The following is a 17,674-nucleotide window of genomic DNA, read 5'->3' on the forward strand; positions in this document are numbered from 1 at the left end:
CCCTTATGGTGGTGATCGCAGCGCTTGTCTACAAAGCGCGCAACGCACCGCCCGCCAGCCCGCTGCCGGCGGGCGACATCCAGGTGCCGGCAGGCGAGCCGCTGACCGGCGACATCGTGCTGCCGGTCGGCGCCAAGATCGTCAGCCAGTCGCTCTCCGGCAACCGCGTCTCAATCGATGCCGAGCTTGCCGACGGCAGCCGCGCGATCTTTGTCTATGACATTGCCGAGCGCCGCATCATCGGGCGCTTCGCAATCCGCAACAGATGACTTTGCTGCAGCAACAAATGGCTGGGCCGCAACGACGATTTAGGTCGCAACAATGACAGGCTTTGCTGAAGGCCGCCGCGTCGCGACAGTCGCGCTCGTGGTCAGGAATTATGACGAGGCGATTTCCTGGTACGTCGGCAAACTTGGTTTTGTCCTCACCGAGGACGTCGATCTCGGTGGCGGCAAGCGTTGGGTCACGGTGGCGCCGGCGAACGGGCAGGGCGCGCGGCTGCTGCTGGCCGAAGCGACGGACGAGGCGCAGGCAAGCCGCATCGGCAACCAGACCGGCGGCCGTGTCGTCCTGTTCCTCGAGACCAACGATTTCGCTCGCGACCACGCGACGATGCTGGAAAAGGACGTCGAGTTCCGCGAGGCGCCGCGCGTCGAGCCCTATGGCACGGTGGCGGTCTTCGCCGATCTCCATGGCAATCTCTGGGACCTGATCGAGCCAAAACGATAGGCTTGTTTGTCGAAGATCGCGACCGCGGCCGGCGTGTCGGAAGCCCAGTTGCTTTTTCCCGGCCGTCAGCCTATATCGCCGGTTCTTGAACGCGCCCATCGTCTAGCGGTCAGGACACCGCCCTCTCACGGCGGGAACAGGGGTTCGATTCCCCTTGGGCGTACCAATCCTACCCTTAGTTGCATGCTAACTGGCAGGTGTGTCGCAACGTGGCCAACGTTGGAGCGGACTCGTCTGAATATCAATAGGCCCAAAAAAATGCCAAACGTTGATGAAATGCTTCAAGCCTATAAGGCTGATCGGTATCTTCGACGCGCAGTCGATATCGCGCTGGAAGAGCGCCTTCAATCTATTGCAAGAAATCTTTGGTCCACGGATCGACACGGCAACGTAGTTGCAACTCGTGATCCTAACCATAGGAAGACATTACTGAAATTGTATATTGAAACGCTGTTCGAACAGAAGCTCCGGCATCCAACGAGCGATCTTAGGTTTGACGAAGGGCAGTTGCGGGCATCATCTTCCAAGGGTTTCTTGCCCCCAAGACTCAAATCGCAGATCACGTTCGGTCCTCAGTGCTTGGCAAAGTTTGGCAAGTGGCAGCATATGATCTCCGCCCTAAAACAGGGCCGAATCCGCGTCGCTCCTGCGAGTGCCTACAATGATCCTTCGTTGAATGCCGCTCAGAAGGATGAGGAGCTTCAACACCATGTGCGAACGCCGAACGAGCGCATCGACATGAAGTTATACGGTAGGTACGCGCCAGATGGAGAGGAAGTGGAAATCACTCCTCAGTGGGGTGAGTTAATTCGATATATGCAAGTCACGAATTTCTTTGTTTGGTGTTGCGGGCTAGGTTACGACTCTCGGCTTTTCGGAGAATTTCAGGCGGAGGCCGCGCTTATCGTGCTCGACCAATCCGACTTCGTAGATAGATTCGCCAGAGCGGTAGCAAACCAAAAGCCCAACGTCCGATTTGAGCATCGGGGAATCGGATACTACGATCCATATACGACCAGAAGAGACCAGCTTACTCCAGCGTTCAGCAAGAACTTGAAATACCTGTATCAGAATGAATACCGATTCGTATGGTGGATGCCCGAGGGTGAGACGTTCGATCCCTTTTTTGTTGAGCTTGGCTCGATTGAAGATATCGCAACCATTGTCGAACTTGCATAAAGGACTTGGTCACGAACTGATACGGGTCGGCGGCATCGCGGAGCCGGTGACCAAGATATAGCAGGTTCTACGCTTCTGGCGGAACGCCGCCAATTGAATTAGCATCAGTGCAACAAAGCCTAGGGCCGCACTCGGAAAATGTGCGGAACAAAGGGCAGGGGTATTCGGGCGACGTCACGTACGGCGCACGCCGATTAGCCGCGACCAGGTCTCGGAACCCCCTCCTGCAAAGGGGCAGAAATCCCTGGGAGGAGAGGGCCAATGCAGAAACTGCAATCGCAGGGCGTCCATCACATCACGCTGGTCGGCGCCGGGCGTCAGACGTCGATCGATTTCTGGGAAGGCGTGCTTGGCATGCCTTTTATCTTCGAGCAGCCCAATCTCGACAGGGCCAGCGAGAGCCATCTCTATTTCGATCCTGGCGACGGAAGGCTGATCACCATCTTCACCGATGAGAGCCGCGCGCCAGTGGCGCGGCGCACGCCGACCGACACGGGCTGCGTTCATCACATCGCCTTTGCAGTGTCGCGCGTCACCTTCCTGCAGGCGGTCGCCCGGCTCGACGAGCGCGCCATCAAGCACAGCGGCGTCAAGGATCGCGGCTTCATGGATTCGATCTATTTCGAGGATCCGCTCGGCCTGCTGATCGAGCTCGCCTCCTACCGCTTCGAGCCGCCGGCAGGCTTCACCCATGCCGACGTGCTGATGGAAGCGCACAAGCTGCGTGTGGCGCGTAGCGACTACAATATCGCGGAGGTACATCTCGCCGACGCGATCCAGGCGCTGGTCGAGCGCTCGCGCGCGACCTTGTCGGACGACCGGGCGCCGAAGAATCCGTACTGACGACAGCCAACCGAGGGAGGAACACAATGGCAAAGACGACAACGAAGAGTGCGAGGAAGCCTGCTGCCAAGGCGGCCGCGAAACCAGCGGCCAAGGCTGCGGCCAAGGTGTCGAAAGCTGCCGCCAAGCCGGCAACGAAAGCCGCCGCAAAATCCGCAGCCAAGGTTTCCGCCAAGAAGTCTGCGCCGAAGGCCAAGGCGAAAGCTGGGAAAGCCGGGCTGAAGCTCAGCATGCTGAAGCCGAGCGTCAACAATATGAGCGTGCGGGTGTTCGCGCGGGCGGCCGGGCTCGACCATTTCGAGACCGACGTATGGGGTGTTACGCGCTCGCCCGACTTCATGGGGCGAAACCCGGCGCATCTGACGCCGATGATCGAGGACAAGGGCCTGCCGCGCGGCGTCCTGTGGGAGAGCTGCGCCATCATGCAGTATCTCGCCAACAAGCACGGGCTGGAGAAATTCTATCCCAAGGCGCCGGCCAAGCGGGCGATGATCGACAGCGCCATGTTCTATCTCATCGGCACGCTCTATCCCTATGTGGCGCGCGCCACCTATCCCGCGCTGAACTTCCCGCAATATGCCGGCGAGGTCGGGCACAGCGACGCCCACCCCGACAGGAAGTCGGAAGCCCAGAAAGCCGCCGCGGCCGCGATTGCCGAGCCGCTGGAGGTCTTTCATTCCTTCTTCAGGAACGGCAAGCCATTCATCGGCGGCAAGAACCCGTCGATCGCCGATATCCGCCTAGCGGCGACGCTCGAATTCCTGGCCGTCATCGACTACGCGCTGCCCGAATGGGCGAAGGAGTATATGGCGGCGATGGAGAAGAAGCTTGGCAAGGCCTATGCGGAGCCGGCCGGCGACGTGCGCGGCTATATCGCCTATGTGAAGTCGCAGGCCACGGCCTGAGTTGCACGGCTGAACGGATCGAGATCAGCGGCTTGGTTTTTTGCAGGCCACTGAGCACATTTTCTGTTGCAGAGCATCCTGTTGCACCCCTCTGTCTGGCATCGCGCCGCCAGCAGATCGGCGTCGTTCATTTGGCTGATGGCAGGTGCGCGGCAAAGGTTAAGGTTTCGTTTACCAATACTGCTGTCTACTGGTGAGCAGTTCACCTCATGCCCGCGACCGCGGATGTACCGGCGCGGATGTCGAGGAGGAAAAAAGGTCGGCCACGCGCCGGCCTTTTTGTTTCTTCAGCTTTGTTTCATCGCCGGCAATGTCTTCATCTGCAATCGGCAGATGCGCGAACCCGTTCAACACGTCTCAGTGATGACTGCGCCTCGCCTCGACATGCCGCGCCAGTTCCGGCGTCTCGAAGACATAATCGCTCCAGGCCGATTCCGGAATCTGGCCGGCCAGATAGCATTCGAGCAGCAGACCTTCCTCAGGGTTGAGAGCCCGCGGTGGGCGGTCCAGGCCCAGCGAGTGGAACAGATTCTTGGTGAGGTCCGAGACAGTGAAGTGGATCGACATCTTGCGCCTCCTTTGCCGCATCAACGTTGGAGACAGGGCAAAGGTTTCAGCGCAACCACCGGTAACGCCGGATTGATCAGGGACGCCGCCGACCAGGTTTAACGGCCGCGCTGGCGCCGACGTCATGAGGCTGCACCCGGCGGTTGACCCGATTGCCGCCTGGAACGCATCGGCCGGTCGCGGCGTTACCCCCCAAAGCAAATCGGGAGCCGTGGCCATGGTCACATTCAGGGAAATGAAGGTACAGGAGATCGTCGAAGACGAAGCCCTGACCACCGAAGAAAAAATCGCCAGACTTCGAGAGATCGAAGCCGAAGCGCGGGGCTTGCAGCGCGCGGCTTCGGAAAGCCCGATGGGCGACGACGATGGCTGGCAGGACGAACTGCGCCAAGTCCGTATTGCACTGGACAAGCTCGGCGCGAAGGAGCCCAGTAAGGGCGCCGCGTCGTTGTAGCGCCGCCCTCCGGCCTCGCAGTTGAACGCGCGGCAGATGACGTTATTCGCAGACCATACGGACGCGCTTGCCCGGCTCGCTGACATTCCTGCAGGCGAGCGGCTTTGCCGGCCCGGTCGACAGGATGGACGGATTGCTGGGCGCTCTCGTCACGCGTCTCGCGGGCGTTGCGGGGGTGCTGCGGCGGGCCAGCGACTGTCTTGGCATTTGCGGCGCCACTGGAAAGACGTCGCTTTCCAGTGGCAACGAACCGGCTTGTACATGCGGCGGGGGTCTGTCCCAAACGCGCCGGACATCGAGTGGCCTGGGAATGACCACGGTGCCGTCGTAACTGCGCGCGCAACCGCCCCCGAACAACAGCATCGGGAACAGGAAAAGTGGCAAGATCCGTCCCAACATCAGCAACACCCTTGCAGGATTTATAGCGCGGCTTCGGCGCTGGCGACAACAGGCAGATCAGCGCAGGCTAATGCTGGCCGGCGATCTTTTAAGGTTAGCGCAACGTTAATGCTTCTCAGGCACATTCCGCCGACGAGCCGTGGGGGAAGGTTCGGCCTTGATCTTCGGGTTGGAACAGCATGGCGGAAGTGGAGGGTCCAGTACGCGGCAAACGCAAGCCTCGCAAGACGGCGACGCGTGGCCGCAGTGCGCCGTCGTCGGGAGAGCACAAGGCTTCGGCGAAAGCGCTACGCGAACTGGTCGAGGCTGACTGGATCTGGGAGACTGACGCCGAGTTGCGCTTTTCCTGGCTTTCAGAAGGCTTTCAGACGGCCACCGGCATCGATCCGGCGAGCGTTCTCGGCCGCTTCTGCTTCAACTTCCTCGAACAGGTCCTGGTCGGCAACCGAAATGCCGCGAACCACCTGGAGGATTTGCGGGCACATCGGCCGTTTCGTGATTTCGTCTTTGAGCTGAAGCGTGGCCGGGGGGATTGCCGTTGGGTTTGCATCAGCGCCTTTCCACGTTTCGACAGCGAGAAGAAATTTGCTGGCTATCGCGGCATAGGCCGCAATGTCACAGCGCTCGCCGCTGCGTTTGAGGAGTTGAGGCGGACGCGAGAGCAAAGTGCTGTGTCGACGGACGGTGAGTCCGAACAGATCCTGTCCGACGTGGCGCGCACGGTAGCCACCGTGCTCATGGATGACGGACCCTATACGCTCGCCCCCAGCCAAGCTCGGCCGGGGAGCTCCGGAACGTCCGAAAGCGAGGCGGCGGCCGAACCTTTTGCCACCCTTCGCATCATGGTCGATTCGATGCCGATCGGCATTGTCCTCCTCGACGCCGAACTGCGCGTGGAAATGATCAACCAGGCCTTTTACGAACTCTGGAAGGTCGACCCTCGGCGCGCTGGTGTCGGGAGTTCGTTTCGCGATGTCATGGAGGCCAGCCGGAATGTCGATCCCAATGGTTCCGATGAAGAGGCCTGGCAGAAGCACATCGCCGGGCGCGAGACGGAAATCAGGGCGGGCATGGTGGGATCGCGGCAATTGCCGCGCACTGACGGCCGGACGCTGGTCTCCTCGATAGCCTCGCTTGCCGACGGCAGGCGGCTGATTTCCTATGTCGACGTCACCGACATCAAGGACCGCGAGGCGGAACTCGCCGAGGCGCTGGAAAAGTCCCGGCTGGCCGAGGCGGTGATCAACAACGTCAAGGACCCGATCTTCGTCAAGGACGACAAGCTGCGCTTCGTCTTCGTCAACGAGGCGTTCGCCGCGCTGTACGGGCAGCGCCCGCCAGCCATGCTCGGCAAGCGAGGCGCCGACTTCGCCAGGCCGGATGCCGCCGCTGGCTTCGAAGAAAGCGAAAAACAGGTCCTGGCGAGCGGCCAGCTCTACGAGGTGGCGGAAGACTTCGCCTTTTCCGGCATGCGCAGATCCCGCATCGTCAGGAAGAACCGCGTCTCGATGGCGAGCGGCCGCAATTATGTGGCAGGCTTCATCTTCGACATTTCCGACATGAAGCGGCGCGAAACCGAGGCCGAAGACGCGCGCAGGCAACTCGCAACGGTGCTGGATTCGTTGCCGGCCGCCGTCATCATCTATGACCGAGACGACAAGTTCATCTTTGCCAACCGCGCGCTGCGGGACACGCTGCCTCAGCTGAAGCCCGCCTGGCAGCCAGGCTGCACCTTCCGCGAGGCGCTGGCGCTCGGTCATTCGACGGGCTATTTCCGCCTCAGCGGCGATCCCGGACTCGACAAGCTCTATGACAGCGATCCGGACCGCTGGCTCGACGGGATGTTGGCACGCTACCATCTGCCCAGCGCATCTTTTGAACGCCTCAATCCCGACGGCCGCTGGTATCAGGTCCTCGACATACGGACCGATGACGGCACGTTTATCGGCGTGCGCGTCGACATCTCCGAGATCAAGAGCCGCGAAAAGGCACTGCATGACAGCATGCGCCAGATCGAGCTGTTCCGGCACGTGCTGGACGAACTCCCGGTCGCCGCGTTCATCAAGGCAGAGGATCTGAGCATCGAGTTCGTCAACAAGGCTTGGTGCGCCATGACCGGCATTCCCAAGGAGGATGTCATCGGTCGAACCGACCCCCAACTCTTCGGAGCCGAGGATGCCGAAAAGTACAATCGCGACGATACCGAGGTCGTCGTCACCGGCAGTTTCAAGGAGATCGAAGAGCCCGTCGCCCATCGTGACGGGTCGGTCAGGCAAATGATGACGCGCAAGAACCGTCTGGTGGCATTGGACGGGTCAGTGCATGTGGTCGGCTCCAGCACCGATATCACTGACGTCAAGGCGCGGGAACGAGCGCTGGAACAAAGCATGCGCGAGAATGAGGTGTTCCGCAGCCTCATCGACAATGTGCCGGTGTCGATCTACGCCAAGCGCTCCGACCTCAGCCTGTTCTATGTCAACAAGCACTGGTGCGATCTCACCGGCTTCGGGATGCAAGAGGCGATCGGCAAGACCGATGTCGAGATTTTCGGGACGGACGGCGAAGCCTTCATGAAAGGCGATCTCGCGGTGCTGCGCAGCGGCGAGACCCGGGAGATCGAGGAGACCATAACGCTGGCCGATGGCCACCTCCGCCAGCAATTGGCCCGCAAGAGCGCGCTGATCGCGTCGGACGGCTCGCTCTACGTGATTGGCTCGACCATCGACATCACCGAGCGGAAGCAGCGGGAGGCCGAGCTGCACGAGGCAAGGCAGCGGGCGGAACTCGCCGACCGCGCCAAGTCGGAATTCCTGGCCAATATGAGCCACGAGATCCGCACGCCGATGAACGGCGTGCTCGGCATGGCCGAGTTGCTGGCCAAATCCAATCTCGACCCGAAGCAGACGATCTTCACCGATATCATCGTGAAATCGGGGAACGCGCTGCTCACCATCATCAACGACATCCTGGATTTCTCCAAGATCGATGCCGGCCAGCTCGTGCTCGACCCGGCACCCTTCAACCTTCGCGAGGCGATCGAGGACGTTGCGACGCTCGTGTCTGCACGCGCCAAGGAGAAGGACCTCGAGCTTATTGTGCGCGTCGAGCCCGGCCTTGACAGCCTGTTCGTCGGCGATGCCGGCCGCATCAGGCAGATCGTCACCAACCTGCTCGGCAATGCGGTGAAGTTCACCGACGAAGGCCATGTGCTGGTCGATGTCACCGGCGAAAGGACGGCGGTGGGAACCAGGCTCACCATCTCGGTGACGGATACCGGCATTGGCATTCCGACGGACAAGCTGAAATTCGTCTTCGAGAAGTTCAGCCAGGTCGATACCTCGTCGACAAGACGGCACGAAGGCACCGGGCTTGGCCTCGCCATCACTTCGCGGCTCGTCGACCTCATGGGGGGCGAGATCGGGGTCGACAGCGCCGAGGGAAAGGGCTCGACCTTCTGGTTTACGGTGACATTGCCCGTAGCCGAGAACCAGACCGGGCAACGCATCATGCCGGTGGATGTGACCGGCGCGCGGGTGTTGATCGTCGACGACAATGCCGTCAACCGGTCGATCCTGACAGAGCAGATGATTTCATGGGGTTTCGATTCGTGTGCGGCGGAAAGCGGCGACCTGGGACTTGACGTGCTCGTCACTGCCGCCGCCTATGGCGTGCCGGTCGACTGTGTCGTGCTCGACTATCAGATGCCGGAGATGAATGGCGCCGAAGTGGCGCGGATCATGCGCAATACTGCCGGCCTCGCCGAGACGCCGATCGTCATGCTGACATCCGTCGACCAGTCGCTGGCCAACACCAGCCTTCATGATCTCGGCATAGACGCCCAACTCATCAAGCCGGCGCGCAGCTCGGTGTTGCTGGAAACGCTGGTCGCCACCATCCAGCGCCGCCGCCATATCTTGACCGGCGCCGGCGCGCAGCCGGCCGGTTCGGGAAACCACATGTCGCAGTCATCGCCGACGCAATCGCCCGCCGCAGCGTCGAGCGCGTCCGAACAAGCGCTGCTTGAGCCGCCGGCGGTTCGCCTCCGCGCGTCTGTGGACGCAGGGCATCGACTGGACATCCTCGTTGCGGAGGACAATGAGGTGAACCAGCTGGTCTTCACCCAGATCCTCGGAGAAACCGGCTACCGCTTCGAGATCGTCGACAATGGCCGCAAGGCGCTTGACGCCGTCGACAGGCTCGATCCACGCATGATCCTGATGGATGTCTCGATGCCTGAGATGAACGGCCTCGAAGCGACCGCCGCGATTCGGCGGCTGGAGGATGAAAGCGGCAGGCATGTCCCGATCGTCGGCGTCACCGCGCACGCGCTGAAGGACGATCGCGAGCGATGCCTGGAGGCCGGCATGGACGATTATCTGTCCAAGCCCATCAGCCCGAGGGCCCTGCTCGAAAAGGTCGAGCGTTGGCTCGACGCCGACGGCGTGGCCCAGCGCAACGTGGGATAGAGTCCGGGAGGACCTGCCGCTCTGCGCGTCCTTTCGAACCTTTCGGCCGGGGTCATGCGCAACTTCGCGTGGATTATTCGCGCAATCAGCCGAGATTCGCGTGATGCCTGACGGGCAAGACCATGGTGCGATCGCACCATATCAAAGCGCGCGCCCAGCCGGAACAATGAGCGCATTCGAGTTCCGCCCCTCCAGTTACGGGCGGGAGCAGCGACCGCCGGCAAGAGACAGCGTCAATTCTACCCCAACGGACCCTGTTTCGGCGATGGCACGGGCCATGACATCCTCTGGCCGTATGCAACGCGCTCCCGCCCGGATTTTCTTTTTGACCAGACCGTTCGGCCAGCGGCCGGCCGGAAATTGCGCAAGTCGCTGATTCCAGCGGTAAACGCGGCCTTGCCGGCCAGAGTTCGCGATCAGTCCCTTCGACATGGCTGTGCGGCGTTACCGGGGTGACATGAAACTGTCATGCGACTGTAATAATCGGAGGCTATTGGCCTCAGCGGGCGCCGAAAAAATGGCGTCGAGAGATCATCATCCGAACAGGAGCAGGCCATGAGACATTTCATCCGCTCGACGGCCGTTGCTATTGCAATGGCTGCGGCGTCCACCCTCACACTGTCCGCCGCGTTCGCCGCGGACCTCTCCGGCGCCGGCGCCACCTTCCCTTATCCGATCTATGCGAAGTGGGCTGATGCCTACAAGAAAGACACCGGCGTCGGCCTCAACTACCAGTCGATCGGTTCCGGCGGCGGCATCAAGCAGATCAAAGCCAAGACCGTGACCTTCGGCGCTTCGGATGCGCCTCTGAAGGGTGAAGACCTGGAATCGGTCGGACTCGTCCAGTTCCCGATGGTAATGGGCGGCATCGTTCCCGTCGTCAACCTGGAAGGCATCAAGCCGGGCGAACTGGTTCTCGATGGAACGACGTTGGCCGACATCTTCCTCGGCAAGATCACGCAGTGGGACGACGAAGCGATCAAGAAGCTCAATCCCGATGCGAAGCTGCCTTCGCAGGCGATCGCGGTGGTACACCGTTCCGACGGCTCGGGCACCACGTTCAACTTTGCCTACTATCTCGCCGACGTTAACGCCGACTGGAAGGCCAATGTCGGCGTCAACACGGCACTTGAGTGGCCGGTGGGCATCGGCGCCAAGGGCAATGAGGGCGTTGCCAACAACGTCGCGCAGACCGGTGGTGCGATCGGCTATGTCGAATACGCCTATGCCAAGCAAAACAAGCTCACCTACACCGATATGATCAACAAGGACGGCAAGAAGGTCGAACCGACATCGGCCGCTTTCCAGGCCGCTGCGGCCAATGCCGACTGGAGTTCGCAGCCGGGCTTTGGCGTGATCCTCGCCAACCAGCCGGGTGCCGAATCCTGGCCGATGACGGCGGCGACGTGGATTCTCCTGTACAAGCAGCCCGACGATGCCGCAGCCACTGGCGAAGCGCTCAAGTTCTTCGCCTGGTCCTACGCCAAGGGCGACGATATGGCCAGTGAACTGGACTACGTCCCGATGCCTGACAACGTGGTCAAGAGCATCGAGGAAACGTGGGCCAAGGAAGTCGTCGGCAGCGATGGCAAGCCGCTCTATTCCGCCATGTAATTTCCTCTGCGGGAGGGCCCTTTTCGGCGCCCTCCCGTTCCTTTCCAACGCGAGGGGTAAATGACTGTCGTTTCTGAAGCCATGTCATCGTCAGCCGCCATGAAGATCAGAGAAGCGACGGTGCGGCGCTTCGCCCTCACGGATACCATCTTCCGGACGGCCACGCGCTTTTCAGCCATCCTCGTTCTGCTTATTCTCGGCGGCGTTGCCGTCTCGCTGTTCGCCGGCTCATGGCAGGCGCTGTCGACCTTCGGTTTCTCCTTCCTCACGACCGAGTCCTGGAATCCGGTCACCGAGAAATTCGGCGCGCTCGCGCCGATCTATGGCACCATCATCACTTCCGCCATCGCCATCCTGATCGCAGTCCCGATCGGCATCGGCATCGCAGTCTTCCTTACCGAGCTTTGCCCGCGCCCACTCAGGCGCCCCATCGGCATCGCCGTCGAGCTGCTAGCCGGCATTCCCAGTATCATCTACGGCATCTGGGGTCTGTTCGTCTTCGCGCCCTTCCTGCAGACCACCGTGCAACCTTTCGTCATCGACCTGTTCAAGAACATTCCGGGACTGAGCAGTCTGTTTGCCGGCCCGCCCTATGGCATCGGCATGCTGACCTCGGCGCTGATCCTCGCCATCATGGTTCTGCCCTTCATCACCTCGATCACCAAGGACGTCTTCGATACGGTCCCCTCGGTGCTGAAGGAATCGGCCTATGGCATCGGCTGCACGACCTGGGAAGTGACGCGCCGCGTCGTCATCCCCTATACCCGTGTCGGCATCATGGGCGGCGTCATGCTGGGGCTTGGCCGCGCACTCGGCGAAACGATGGCGGTGACTTTCGTCATCGGCAACGCGCACCGCATCAGCGCCTCGCTGTTCGCGCCGGGCACGACGATCTCGGCAACCATCGCCAATGAATTCACCGAGGCCGATGGCGAACTCTACACCTCTTCGCTGGTGGCGCTCGGCCTGATCCTGTTCGTCATCACCCTCGTGATCCTAGCCATCGCCCGCTATATGCTGATGCGGATCGACGCCCGCACGGGAGCCTGACCGATGTCGACAGCCGAATCGCTTCACCAAAGCCGCAAGCGCAAGAATGCCGTGATGATGACGCTGTGCGTCGCAGCGGCCGGTATCGGACTTGCATGGCTGGCGCTGATTCTCGGCGCCCTCCTCTACAAGGGCGTCTCGGGCCTTTCGCTTTCGGTGTTCACTGAAATGACGCCGCCGCCCGGCGAAGCCGGCGGCCTGCTCAACGCCATTGCCGGAAGTCTAATAATGACGATTATCGCGGTCATTGTCGGCACGCCGATCGGTGTGTTGGCCGGCACCTACATGGCCGAGTACGGGCGTTTTTCAAAACTCACCACGATTGTTCGCTTTATCAATGACATCCTGCTTTCGGCGCCGTCGATCATCGTTGGCCTGTTCGTCTACGAACTGCTTGTCCGACCGATGGGCCATTTCTCGGCAATCGCCGGCGCCTTCGCGCTGGCCATCCTGGTCATTCCCGTCGTCGTTCGCACCACCGAGGACATGCTGACGCTGGTGCCGAACTCATTGCGCGAGGCCGGCACCGCGATCGGTGCGCCGCGATGGATCGTGATCAAGTCGGTCGCTTATCGCGCCGCGCTTTCGGGCATCGTCACTGGCATATTGTTGGCCATCGCCCGCATCTCTGGCGAAACAGCCCCACTTTTGTTTACCGCGTTGAACAACCAGTTCTGGAGCGGCAACCTCAACGCGCCGATGGCCAGCCTGCCGGTGACCATCTTCCAGTTCGCCCTCAGCCCGTACGAGGAATGGCAGCAACTGGCGTGGACCGGTGCACTCATAATCACCTTGACCGTGCTTGGGCTGAGCATCTTCGCCCGAAGCCTTACCGGACGCAGAGAGGACAGATGAAACCGATGTTGTCCACCGATTTGAACATGGCCGAGTCGGTCACCGAGAAGACGAAGATCGAGGTCAAGAACCTCAACTTCTACTACGGCGAGAGCAAGGCGCTGAAGGATATCAGCCTGTCGCTGCGCGAGCGCAGCGTCACCGCCTTCATCGGGCCTTCGGGCTGCGGGAAGTCGACGCTGCTGCGCGTCTTCAATCGCATCTACGAACTCTACCCGAAGCAGCGCGCCGAGGGACAGGTGCTGCTCGATGGCAAGAATATTCTTGACCGCTCGCAGGATCTCAACCTGTTGCGCACCAAGATCGGCATGGTGTTCCAGAAGCCGACGCCGTTTCCGATGTCTATCTATGAGAATATTGCCTTCGGCGTCAGGCTCTACGAAAAGCTCGGCAAGGGCGAGATGGACGGCCGTGTCGAACAGGCATTGAAGCGCGCCGCGCTGTGGACCGAGGTCAAGGACAAGCTCAACGCCAGCGGCCTCAGCCTCTCCGGCGGCCAGCAGCAGAGGCTCTGCATCGCCCGCACCGTGGCGGTGAAGCCGGAAGTGATCCTGCTCGACGAGCCGGCTTCGGCGCTCGATCCGCTGTCGACGGCCAAGATCGAGGAACTGATCGACGAGTTGCAGGCCGATTATACGATCGTCATCGTTACCCACAACATGCAGCAGGCCGCCCGCGTCTCCAAGCAGACGGCCTTCATGTATCTCGGCGAATTGGTAGAGTTCGACGCCACGGAGAAGATCTTCACGTCGCCCCGTGAGAAGCGCACCCAGGACTACATCACCGGCCGTTTCGGCTGAGCGTTCCGACAACGCATAGAAGGGCAAGATCATGGGCGAACATACAGTCGCGTCTTTCGATGAGGATCTGGAGCAGATCAGCAAGCTGATCAGCGATATGGGCGATCTCGCCGGCTCGATGGTCGGCGGCGCCACCAAGGCTTTGCTCAATTCCGACAATGCGCTGGCGCAGCGGGTGGTTTCCGACGACGTCATCATGGATGCGCGCCAGCGCGAGCTGGACGACCGCGCCATCACGCTGATCGCCAAGCGCCAGCCGATGGCCAATGATCTGCGTGCCGTGGTCGGCTCGATCCGCATGGCCGGCGACCTCGAGCGCATCGGCGACCTTGCCAAGAACATCGCCAAGCGAGTCGGCACGGTTGGCCTCAGTGTCACGCCGCGCGACCTGTCGCATTCCATCGACGCGATGGCACAGCTGGTGCTGATCCAGGTGCAAGGCGTGATCGAGGAATATGCCGCAAGGGACGCGGCGGCACTCGCCAAGCTCAGAAACGAGGACGAGCGCATCGACGTCAAATACACTTCGGTCTTTCGCGAACTCTTGACCTACATGATGGAGGATCCGCGCAACATCACCGCCTGCACGCATCTCCTGTTTTGCGCCAAGAATCTCGAGCGCATCGGCGACCACGTCACCAACATCGCCGAGAACGCCTACTACGTGCTGACCGGCTCGCAACTGCCCGCCAATCGTCCGAAGCAGGACGAGACGGCGATGTCGGCGCCGGCGGCATGACAGGGGCGACGGGTTAATGATCGCGCCACGCATCATGGTGGTGGAGGACGAGGAGCCATTGGGGGTACTGCTCCGCTACAACCTCGAATCCGAAGGCTACCAGGTCGAGGTGGTGACGCGCGGCGACGAAGCCGAGATCCGGCTGCAGGAGAACGTGCCCGATCTCCTGGTGCTCGACTGGATGGTGCCGGCGGTTTCGGGCATCGAGCTCTGCCGGCGCCTTCGGATGCGTCCGGAAACCGAGCGGCTGCCGATCATCATGCTGACGGCGCGCGGCGAGGAGAGCGACCGGGTCCGCGGCCTCTCCACCGGCGCCGACGACTATCTGGTCAAGCCGTTCTCGACGCCGGAATTCATGGCCAGGATCAAGGCGCTGCTGCGCCGCGCCAAGCCGGAAGTCCTGTCCAGCGTGCTGAAGGTTGGCGACATCGTGCTCGACCGCGAATCGCACCGGGTCTATCGCAAGAAGAGCGAGATCCGGCTCGGACCGACCGAATTCCGCCTTCTCGAATTCATGATGCGGCACCCTGGCCGTGTCTTCTCGCGCAGCCAGTTGCTCGACAATGTCTGGGGCGAGACGATCTACATCGACGAGCGCACGGTCGACGTGCATGTCGGGCGATTGCGCAAGGCGGTCAACAACGGCCGCATGCCCGATGTCATCCGCACCATCCGTGGCGCCGGCTACGCGATCAGGGAAGATTAGAGCTTGTTCCATCCCGATGATCGGGAAGGCTCCAAGGTCAAAACTCAATCAGCAGGCCTATGGCGGCGAACGGGCCGCATCCGGACCGGCAACTGACGATCCCGACTGTGAGGTAGCTGCCGTTCCGCTCCTAGCCGGATATCAGGCCAGCAGGACCGCGATCGCGCGCGAGGCTTAGACAGATTGCGAGATTGCGCTACTTAATGCGTCAGACCTCGTCGGACTGTCTGCGTCAGGAGGATAGCGTGAAGTCAGAGACAGTAAGAGTTGCGTCCGCTGCCGATGAAAATCCGGTGGTCGATACGGTCGTGCTGGCGTTTGCGGCGGACCCTATGGCGCGATGGACTTGGCCTCATTCGCACCAGTTCCTTGCGGCCCTGCCTCGGATGGTTCGTGCGCTCGGAGGCGCTGCATTCTCTTGCGGAAGCGCCTTTTGCACCGCGGACTACGCTGGTGCGGCGCTGTGGCTGCCGCCTGGGGTGCACCCTGACGAGAAAGAGCTTGGTGCGCTCCTCCAGAGCACAGTTGCGCCCTCTCTGGCCGGCGAAACCGCGGCTGTATTTGAGAAAATGGCCACCTACCATCCGACCGAACCGCATTGGTTCCTGCCCCTGATCGGTGTCGACCCCGCGCACCAAGGCGAAGGTCACGGCAAAGCCCTGATGGCGTACGCACTCGCACGGTGCGATCGCGATCACGCGCCTGCTTATCTGGAATCCTCGAATCCGCGCAACATTCCGTTTTACCGCCGGCACGGCTTCGAACCGCTCGGCGCCATCCAGGTCGGTTCGTCGCCGACAGTCGTCCCGATGCTGCGAGGACCGCGTTGAGTCGTGGAAGGTCCGCGGAAGCGGATCTATCCCGGCGCGATCGATCGTTATTCGCACGGGTTCCGCTACGGGCATACGCCCGCTACGGGCATACGCCCGCTACGTCTGGGCAATTGGCGTGTGATAGGCGGTGATCCACCGTGCCGGTTGGTCTTCCGTCGCGTTGCGCACACGAGGTCAGCTTATTGCCTCCAATTCCCAGGGACGCGTCACTGGACGCGCCTCGCTACAGCACGAGTATGGTGGCCAGCCCCAGCATCAGGCCCATGCCTACAATATCGGTCAAGGTGGTGAGGAAGATCGCCGAAGCGACCGCCGGGTCAGCGCCGACCCGGCGCAGGCCCAACGGGATCAGCACGCCGGAGATTCCGGACATGAGGCACGATCCGGACATGGCAAGCAGGATCACAAGTGCCAGCATGGGCGCTTGGGCCGCCGACTCAGGTTGCCTCGAGGCGTAGAACCACATCGCCGCAGCCGCAAGAAGGCCGACGAGCAAGCCGTTGGCGATCCCGAGCGCGCCCTCTCTTATCACCAGGTGCAGCTTCGGTCGTTTGTCCACATCCCCCAGGGCAAGGCCACGCAGGGTCATCGCCAGTGCTTGGCAGCCGGTGTTTCCGCTCTGCCCGGCCAAGACCGGGAGGAATGCCGCCAGGGCAACGATCTTTTCGATCGTCCCTGTGAACGAACTGACGACGAATGCGGCCATGAAGGCCGTCAGGAGGTTCAACTGCAGCCACGGATGACGCTTCAAGAAGGCTGAGAACAGCGGCGTAAAAGAGCGCTCTTCCTTCTGGACACCTACCATCTGGCCAGACTGGGCGGAAACCTCGATAATTTGCTGCTCGAACAAGCGCCAACCGCGAACCTGCCCGAGCAGCCGGTTCTCCGCGTCCACCACCGGGTAGACAGGGTAGTGACGCCGTACCGCTGCCTCGCATGCGTTGCTCAAAGAGAGGCCGACATTAAGCGCGAACGGCCTGGGCAGCATGATCTGATCGACAATTGCGTCCGGTTCGCTCAGCATTAGATCGCGCAGGACCACCAGGCCAACCAGTTTATTGCCCTCGTCCGTGACATAGAGATAAGTGAGCTCGGTCGGCACCTGGGCGCGTCTGACAGCTTCAACCGCGGCAGCAACTGTCGTCCCGACAGGAACGCTGGCGGAAATCGGGTCCATCAGCTCGATGAGCGACTCGGGCATCGCGACATCCTCGCCATCGCCATGAGACCCGATGGGCCGCATATGCAGTGGCAAATGCTCGGCCACCTTACGGGCGTGCCCGTCCGGCAACAGCTTTAGTGTGTCGCGGATAAACTCGGGAGACTCTCTGGCGAGCAATTCAGCTGCGTCATCAGGTGCTCGGGCACGCAGCGTGCGCACCAACTTCTGAACGCCGGTCTCTTCTTTCATTTGCTATAGACCCCAATTGAAGGTCACATAGTATGTAAAGTATCGGATCGCACCAGTGTGGAAATACCCAGCTTCTGCCGGCCCCGGCAGTTCCGCCTTGTGCTTCTCGAAGTTATTGCGGCCT

Annotated in this window: 17 protein-coding genes and 1 tRNA gene; 15 read left to right on the forward strand and 3 right to left on the reverse strand. The window is 61.4% G+C overall.

The window, feature by feature from the left end:
- From CN311_RS03680 to CN311_RS03705, 6 genes are all read left to right on the forward strand, one after another.
- On the forward strand, window positions 1-269 hold a 269-nt coding region (locus CN311_RS03680; RefSeq protein WP_097572043.1), incomplete at its 5' end, for a fimbrial protein.
- Window positions 270-321: 52 nt separating this feature from the next.
- Window positions 322-729 carry a VOC family protein gene (locus CN311_RS03685; RefSeq protein ID WP_097572044.1) on the forward strand — a complete coding sequence of 136 codons (408 nt, stop codon included), beginning with the start codon at window positions 322-324 and terminating at the stop codon, window positions 727-729.
- A 91-nt stretch (window positions 730-820) separates the two neighbouring features.
- Window positions 821-895 (forward strand) — tRNA-Glu (locus CN311_RS03690).
- Window positions 896-987: 92 nt separating this feature from the next.
- Window positions 988-1,908 carry a hypothetical protein gene (locus tag CN311_RS03695; RefSeq protein WP_133117125.1) on the forward strand — a complete coding sequence of 307 codons (921 nt, stop codon included), beginning with the start codon at window positions 988-990 and terminating at the stop codon, window positions 1,906-1,908.
- Window positions 1,909-2,169: 261 nt separating this feature from the next.
- On the forward strand, window positions 2,170-2,751 hold the full coding sequence (locus tag CN311_RS03700) for a VOC family protein (RefSeq protein WP_097572046.1): 582 nt from the start codon (window positions 2,170-2,172) through the stop codon (window positions 2,749-2,751).
- Between the two features lie 26 nt (window positions 2,752-2,777).
- Window positions 2,778-3,656 (forward strand): glutathione S-transferase family protein, encoded by an 879-nt coding sequence (locus CN311_RS03705; protein ID WP_097572047.1) that lies wholly within the window; start codon window positions 2,778-2,780, stop codon window positions 3,654-3,656.
- Between the two features lie 207 nt (window positions 3,657-3,863).
- On the opposite strand, the gene CN311_RS32435 is transcribed toward CN311_RS03705, so the two are convergent.
- On the reverse strand, window positions 3,864-4,007 hold the full coding sequence (locus tag CN311_RS32435) for a hypothetical protein (RefSeq protein ID WP_165779575.1): 144 nt from the start codon (window positions 4,005-4,007) through the stop codon (window positions 3,864-3,866).
- Window positions 4,008-4,013: 6 nt separating this feature from the next.
- Window positions 4,014-4,223: a hypothetical protein gene (locus tag CN311_RS03710; protein ID WP_097572089.1), complete on the reverse strand. Its 210-nt coding sequence runs from the start codon at window positions 4,221-4,223 to the stop codon at window positions 4,014-4,016.
- A gap of 124 nt (window positions 4,224-4,347) precedes the next feature.
- On the opposite strand from CN311_RS03710, the gene CN311_RS03715 reads away from it, so the two are divergent.
- From CN311_RS03715 to CN311_RS03760, 9 genes are all read left to right on the forward strand, one after another.
- Window positions 4,348-4,677, forward strand: a complete 330-nt coding sequence (locus CN311_RS03715) for a hypothetical protein (protein ID WP_245440720.1) — start codon at window positions 4,348-4,350, stop codon at window positions 4,675-4,677.
- 578 nt (window positions 4,678-5,255) lie between these two features.
- On the forward strand, window positions 5,256-9,542 hold the full coding sequence (locus tag CN311_RS03725) for a PAS domain-containing protein (RefSeq protein WP_097572050.1): 4,287 nt from the start codon (window positions 5,256-5,258) through the stop codon (window positions 9,540-9,542).
- Between the two features lie 555 nt (window positions 9,543-10,097).
- Window positions 10,098-11,156, forward strand: coding sequence for a phosphate ABC transporter substrate-binding protein PstS (gene pstS / locus CN311_RS03730; RefSeq protein WP_097572051.1), 1,059 nt, complete (start codon window positions 10,098-10,100; stop codon window positions 11,154-11,156).
- Window positions 11,157-11,216: 60 nt separating this feature from the next.
- Window positions 11,217-12,206: a phosphate ABC transporter permease subunit PstC gene (pstC, locus tag CN311_RS03735; protein ID WP_208866423.1), complete on the forward strand. Its 990-nt coding sequence runs from the start codon at window positions 11,217-11,219 to the stop codon at window positions 12,204-12,206.
- A gap of 3 nt (window positions 12,207-12,209) precedes the next feature.
- Entirely contained in the window at window positions 12,210-13,061 is an 852-nt protein-coding gene (gene pstA / locus CN311_RS03740; protein WP_097572053.1) for a phosphate ABC transporter permease PstA, read from the forward strand.
- Complete coding sequence (gene pstB / locus CN311_RS03745) at window positions 13,058-13,861, forward strand: phosphate ABC transporter ATP-binding protein PstB (RefSeq protein ID WP_097572054.1); 804 nt, start codon at window positions 13,058-13,060, stop codon at window positions 13,859-13,861. Before pstA ends, pstB begins: the two co-directional genes overlap by 4 nt.
- Before the next feature lie 31 nt (window positions 13,862-13,892).
- Complete coding sequence (gene phoU / locus CN311_RS03750) at window positions 13,893-14,600, forward strand: phosphate signaling complex protein PhoU (protein ID WP_097572055.1); 708 nt, start codon at window positions 13,893-13,895, stop codon at window positions 14,598-14,600.
- Window positions 14,601-14,616: 16 nt separating this feature from the next.
- Window positions 14,617-15,306: a phosphate regulon transcriptional regulator PhoB gene (gene phoB / locus CN311_RS03755; RefSeq protein WP_006328038.1), complete on the forward strand. Its 690-nt coding sequence runs from the start codon at window positions 14,617-14,619 to the stop codon at window positions 15,304-15,306.
- 245 nt (window positions 15,307-15,551) lie between these two features.
- Window positions 15,552-16,136 (forward strand): GNAT family N-acetyltransferase, encoded by a 585-nt coding sequence (locus CN311_RS03760; RefSeq protein ID WP_097572090.1) that lies wholly within the window; start codon window positions 15,552-15,554, stop codon window positions 16,134-16,136.
- A 226-nt stretch (window positions 16,137-16,362) separates the two neighbouring features.
- Here the strand turns inward: CN311_RS03760 and CN311_RS03765 are convergent, their stop codons facing one another.
- Window positions 16,363-17,550, reverse strand: a complete 1,188-nt coding sequence (locus CN311_RS03765; protein WP_097572056.1) for a magnesium transporter — start codon at window positions 17,548-17,550, stop codon at window positions 16,363-16,365.
- Between the last annotated feature and the right edge of the window lie 124 nt (window positions 17,551-17,674).

It is taken from the genome of Mesorhizobium sanjuanii, assembly GCF_002529485.1.
In the GTDB taxonomy this organism is placed as follows: domain Bacteria; phylum Pseudomonadota; class Alphaproteobacteria; order Rhizobiales; family Rhizobiaceae; genus Mesorhizobium; species Mesorhizobium sanjuanii.

Coding starts and splice junctions, on each gene's coding strand:
- CN311_RS03685 (WP_097572044.1), top strand. CDS start 322: ATGACAGGCTTTGCTGAAGGCCGCCGCGTCGCGACAGTCGCGCTCGTG.
- CN311_RS03695 (WP_133117125.1), top strand. CDS start 988: ATGCCAAACGTTGATGAAATGCTTCAAGCCTATAAGGCTGATCGGTAT.
- CN311_RS03700 (WP_097572046.1), top strand. CDS start 2,170: ATGCAGAAACTGCAATCGCAGGGCGTCCATCACATCACGCTGGTCGGC.
- CN311_RS03705 (WP_097572047.1), top strand. CDS start 2,778: ATGGCAAAGACGACAACGAAGAGTGCGAGGAAGCCTGCTGCCAAGGCG.
- CN311_RS03710 (WP_097572089.1), bottom strand. CDS start 4,223: ATGTCGATCCACTTCACTGTCTCGGACCTCACCAAGAATCTGTTCCAC.
- CN311_RS03715 (WP_245440720.1), top strand. CDS start 4,348: ATGAGGCTGCACCCGGCGGTTGACCCGATTGCCGCCTGGAACGCATCG.
- CN311_RS03725 (WP_097572050.1), top strand. CDS start 5,256: ATGGCGGAAGTGGAGGGTCCAGTACGCGGCAAACGCAAGCCTCGCAAG.
- pstS (WP_097572051.1), top strand. CDS start 10,098: ATGAGACATTTCATCCGCTCGACGGCCGTTGCTATTGCAATGGCTGCG.
- pstC (WP_208866423.1), top strand. CDS start 11,217: ATGACTGTCGTTTCTGAAGCCATGTCATCGTCAGCCGCCATGAAGATC.
- pstA (WP_097572053.1), top strand. CDS start 12,210: ATGTCGACAGCCGAATCGCTTCACCAAAGCCGCAAGCGCAAGAATGCC.
- pstB (WP_097572054.1), top strand. CDS start 13,058: ATGAAACCGATGTTGTCCACCGATTTGAACATGGCCGAGTCGGTCACC.
- phoU (WP_097572055.1), top strand. CDS start 13,893: ATGGGCGAACATACAGTCGCGTCTTTCGATGAGGATCTGGAGCAGATC.
- phoB (WP_006328038.1), top strand. CDS start 14,617: ATGATCGCGCCACGCATCATGGTGGTGGAGGACGAGGAGCCATTGGGG.
- CN311_RS03765 (WP_097572056.1), bottom strand. CDS start 17,550: ATGAAAGAAGAGACCGGCGTTCAGAAGTTGGTGCGCACGCTGCGTGCC.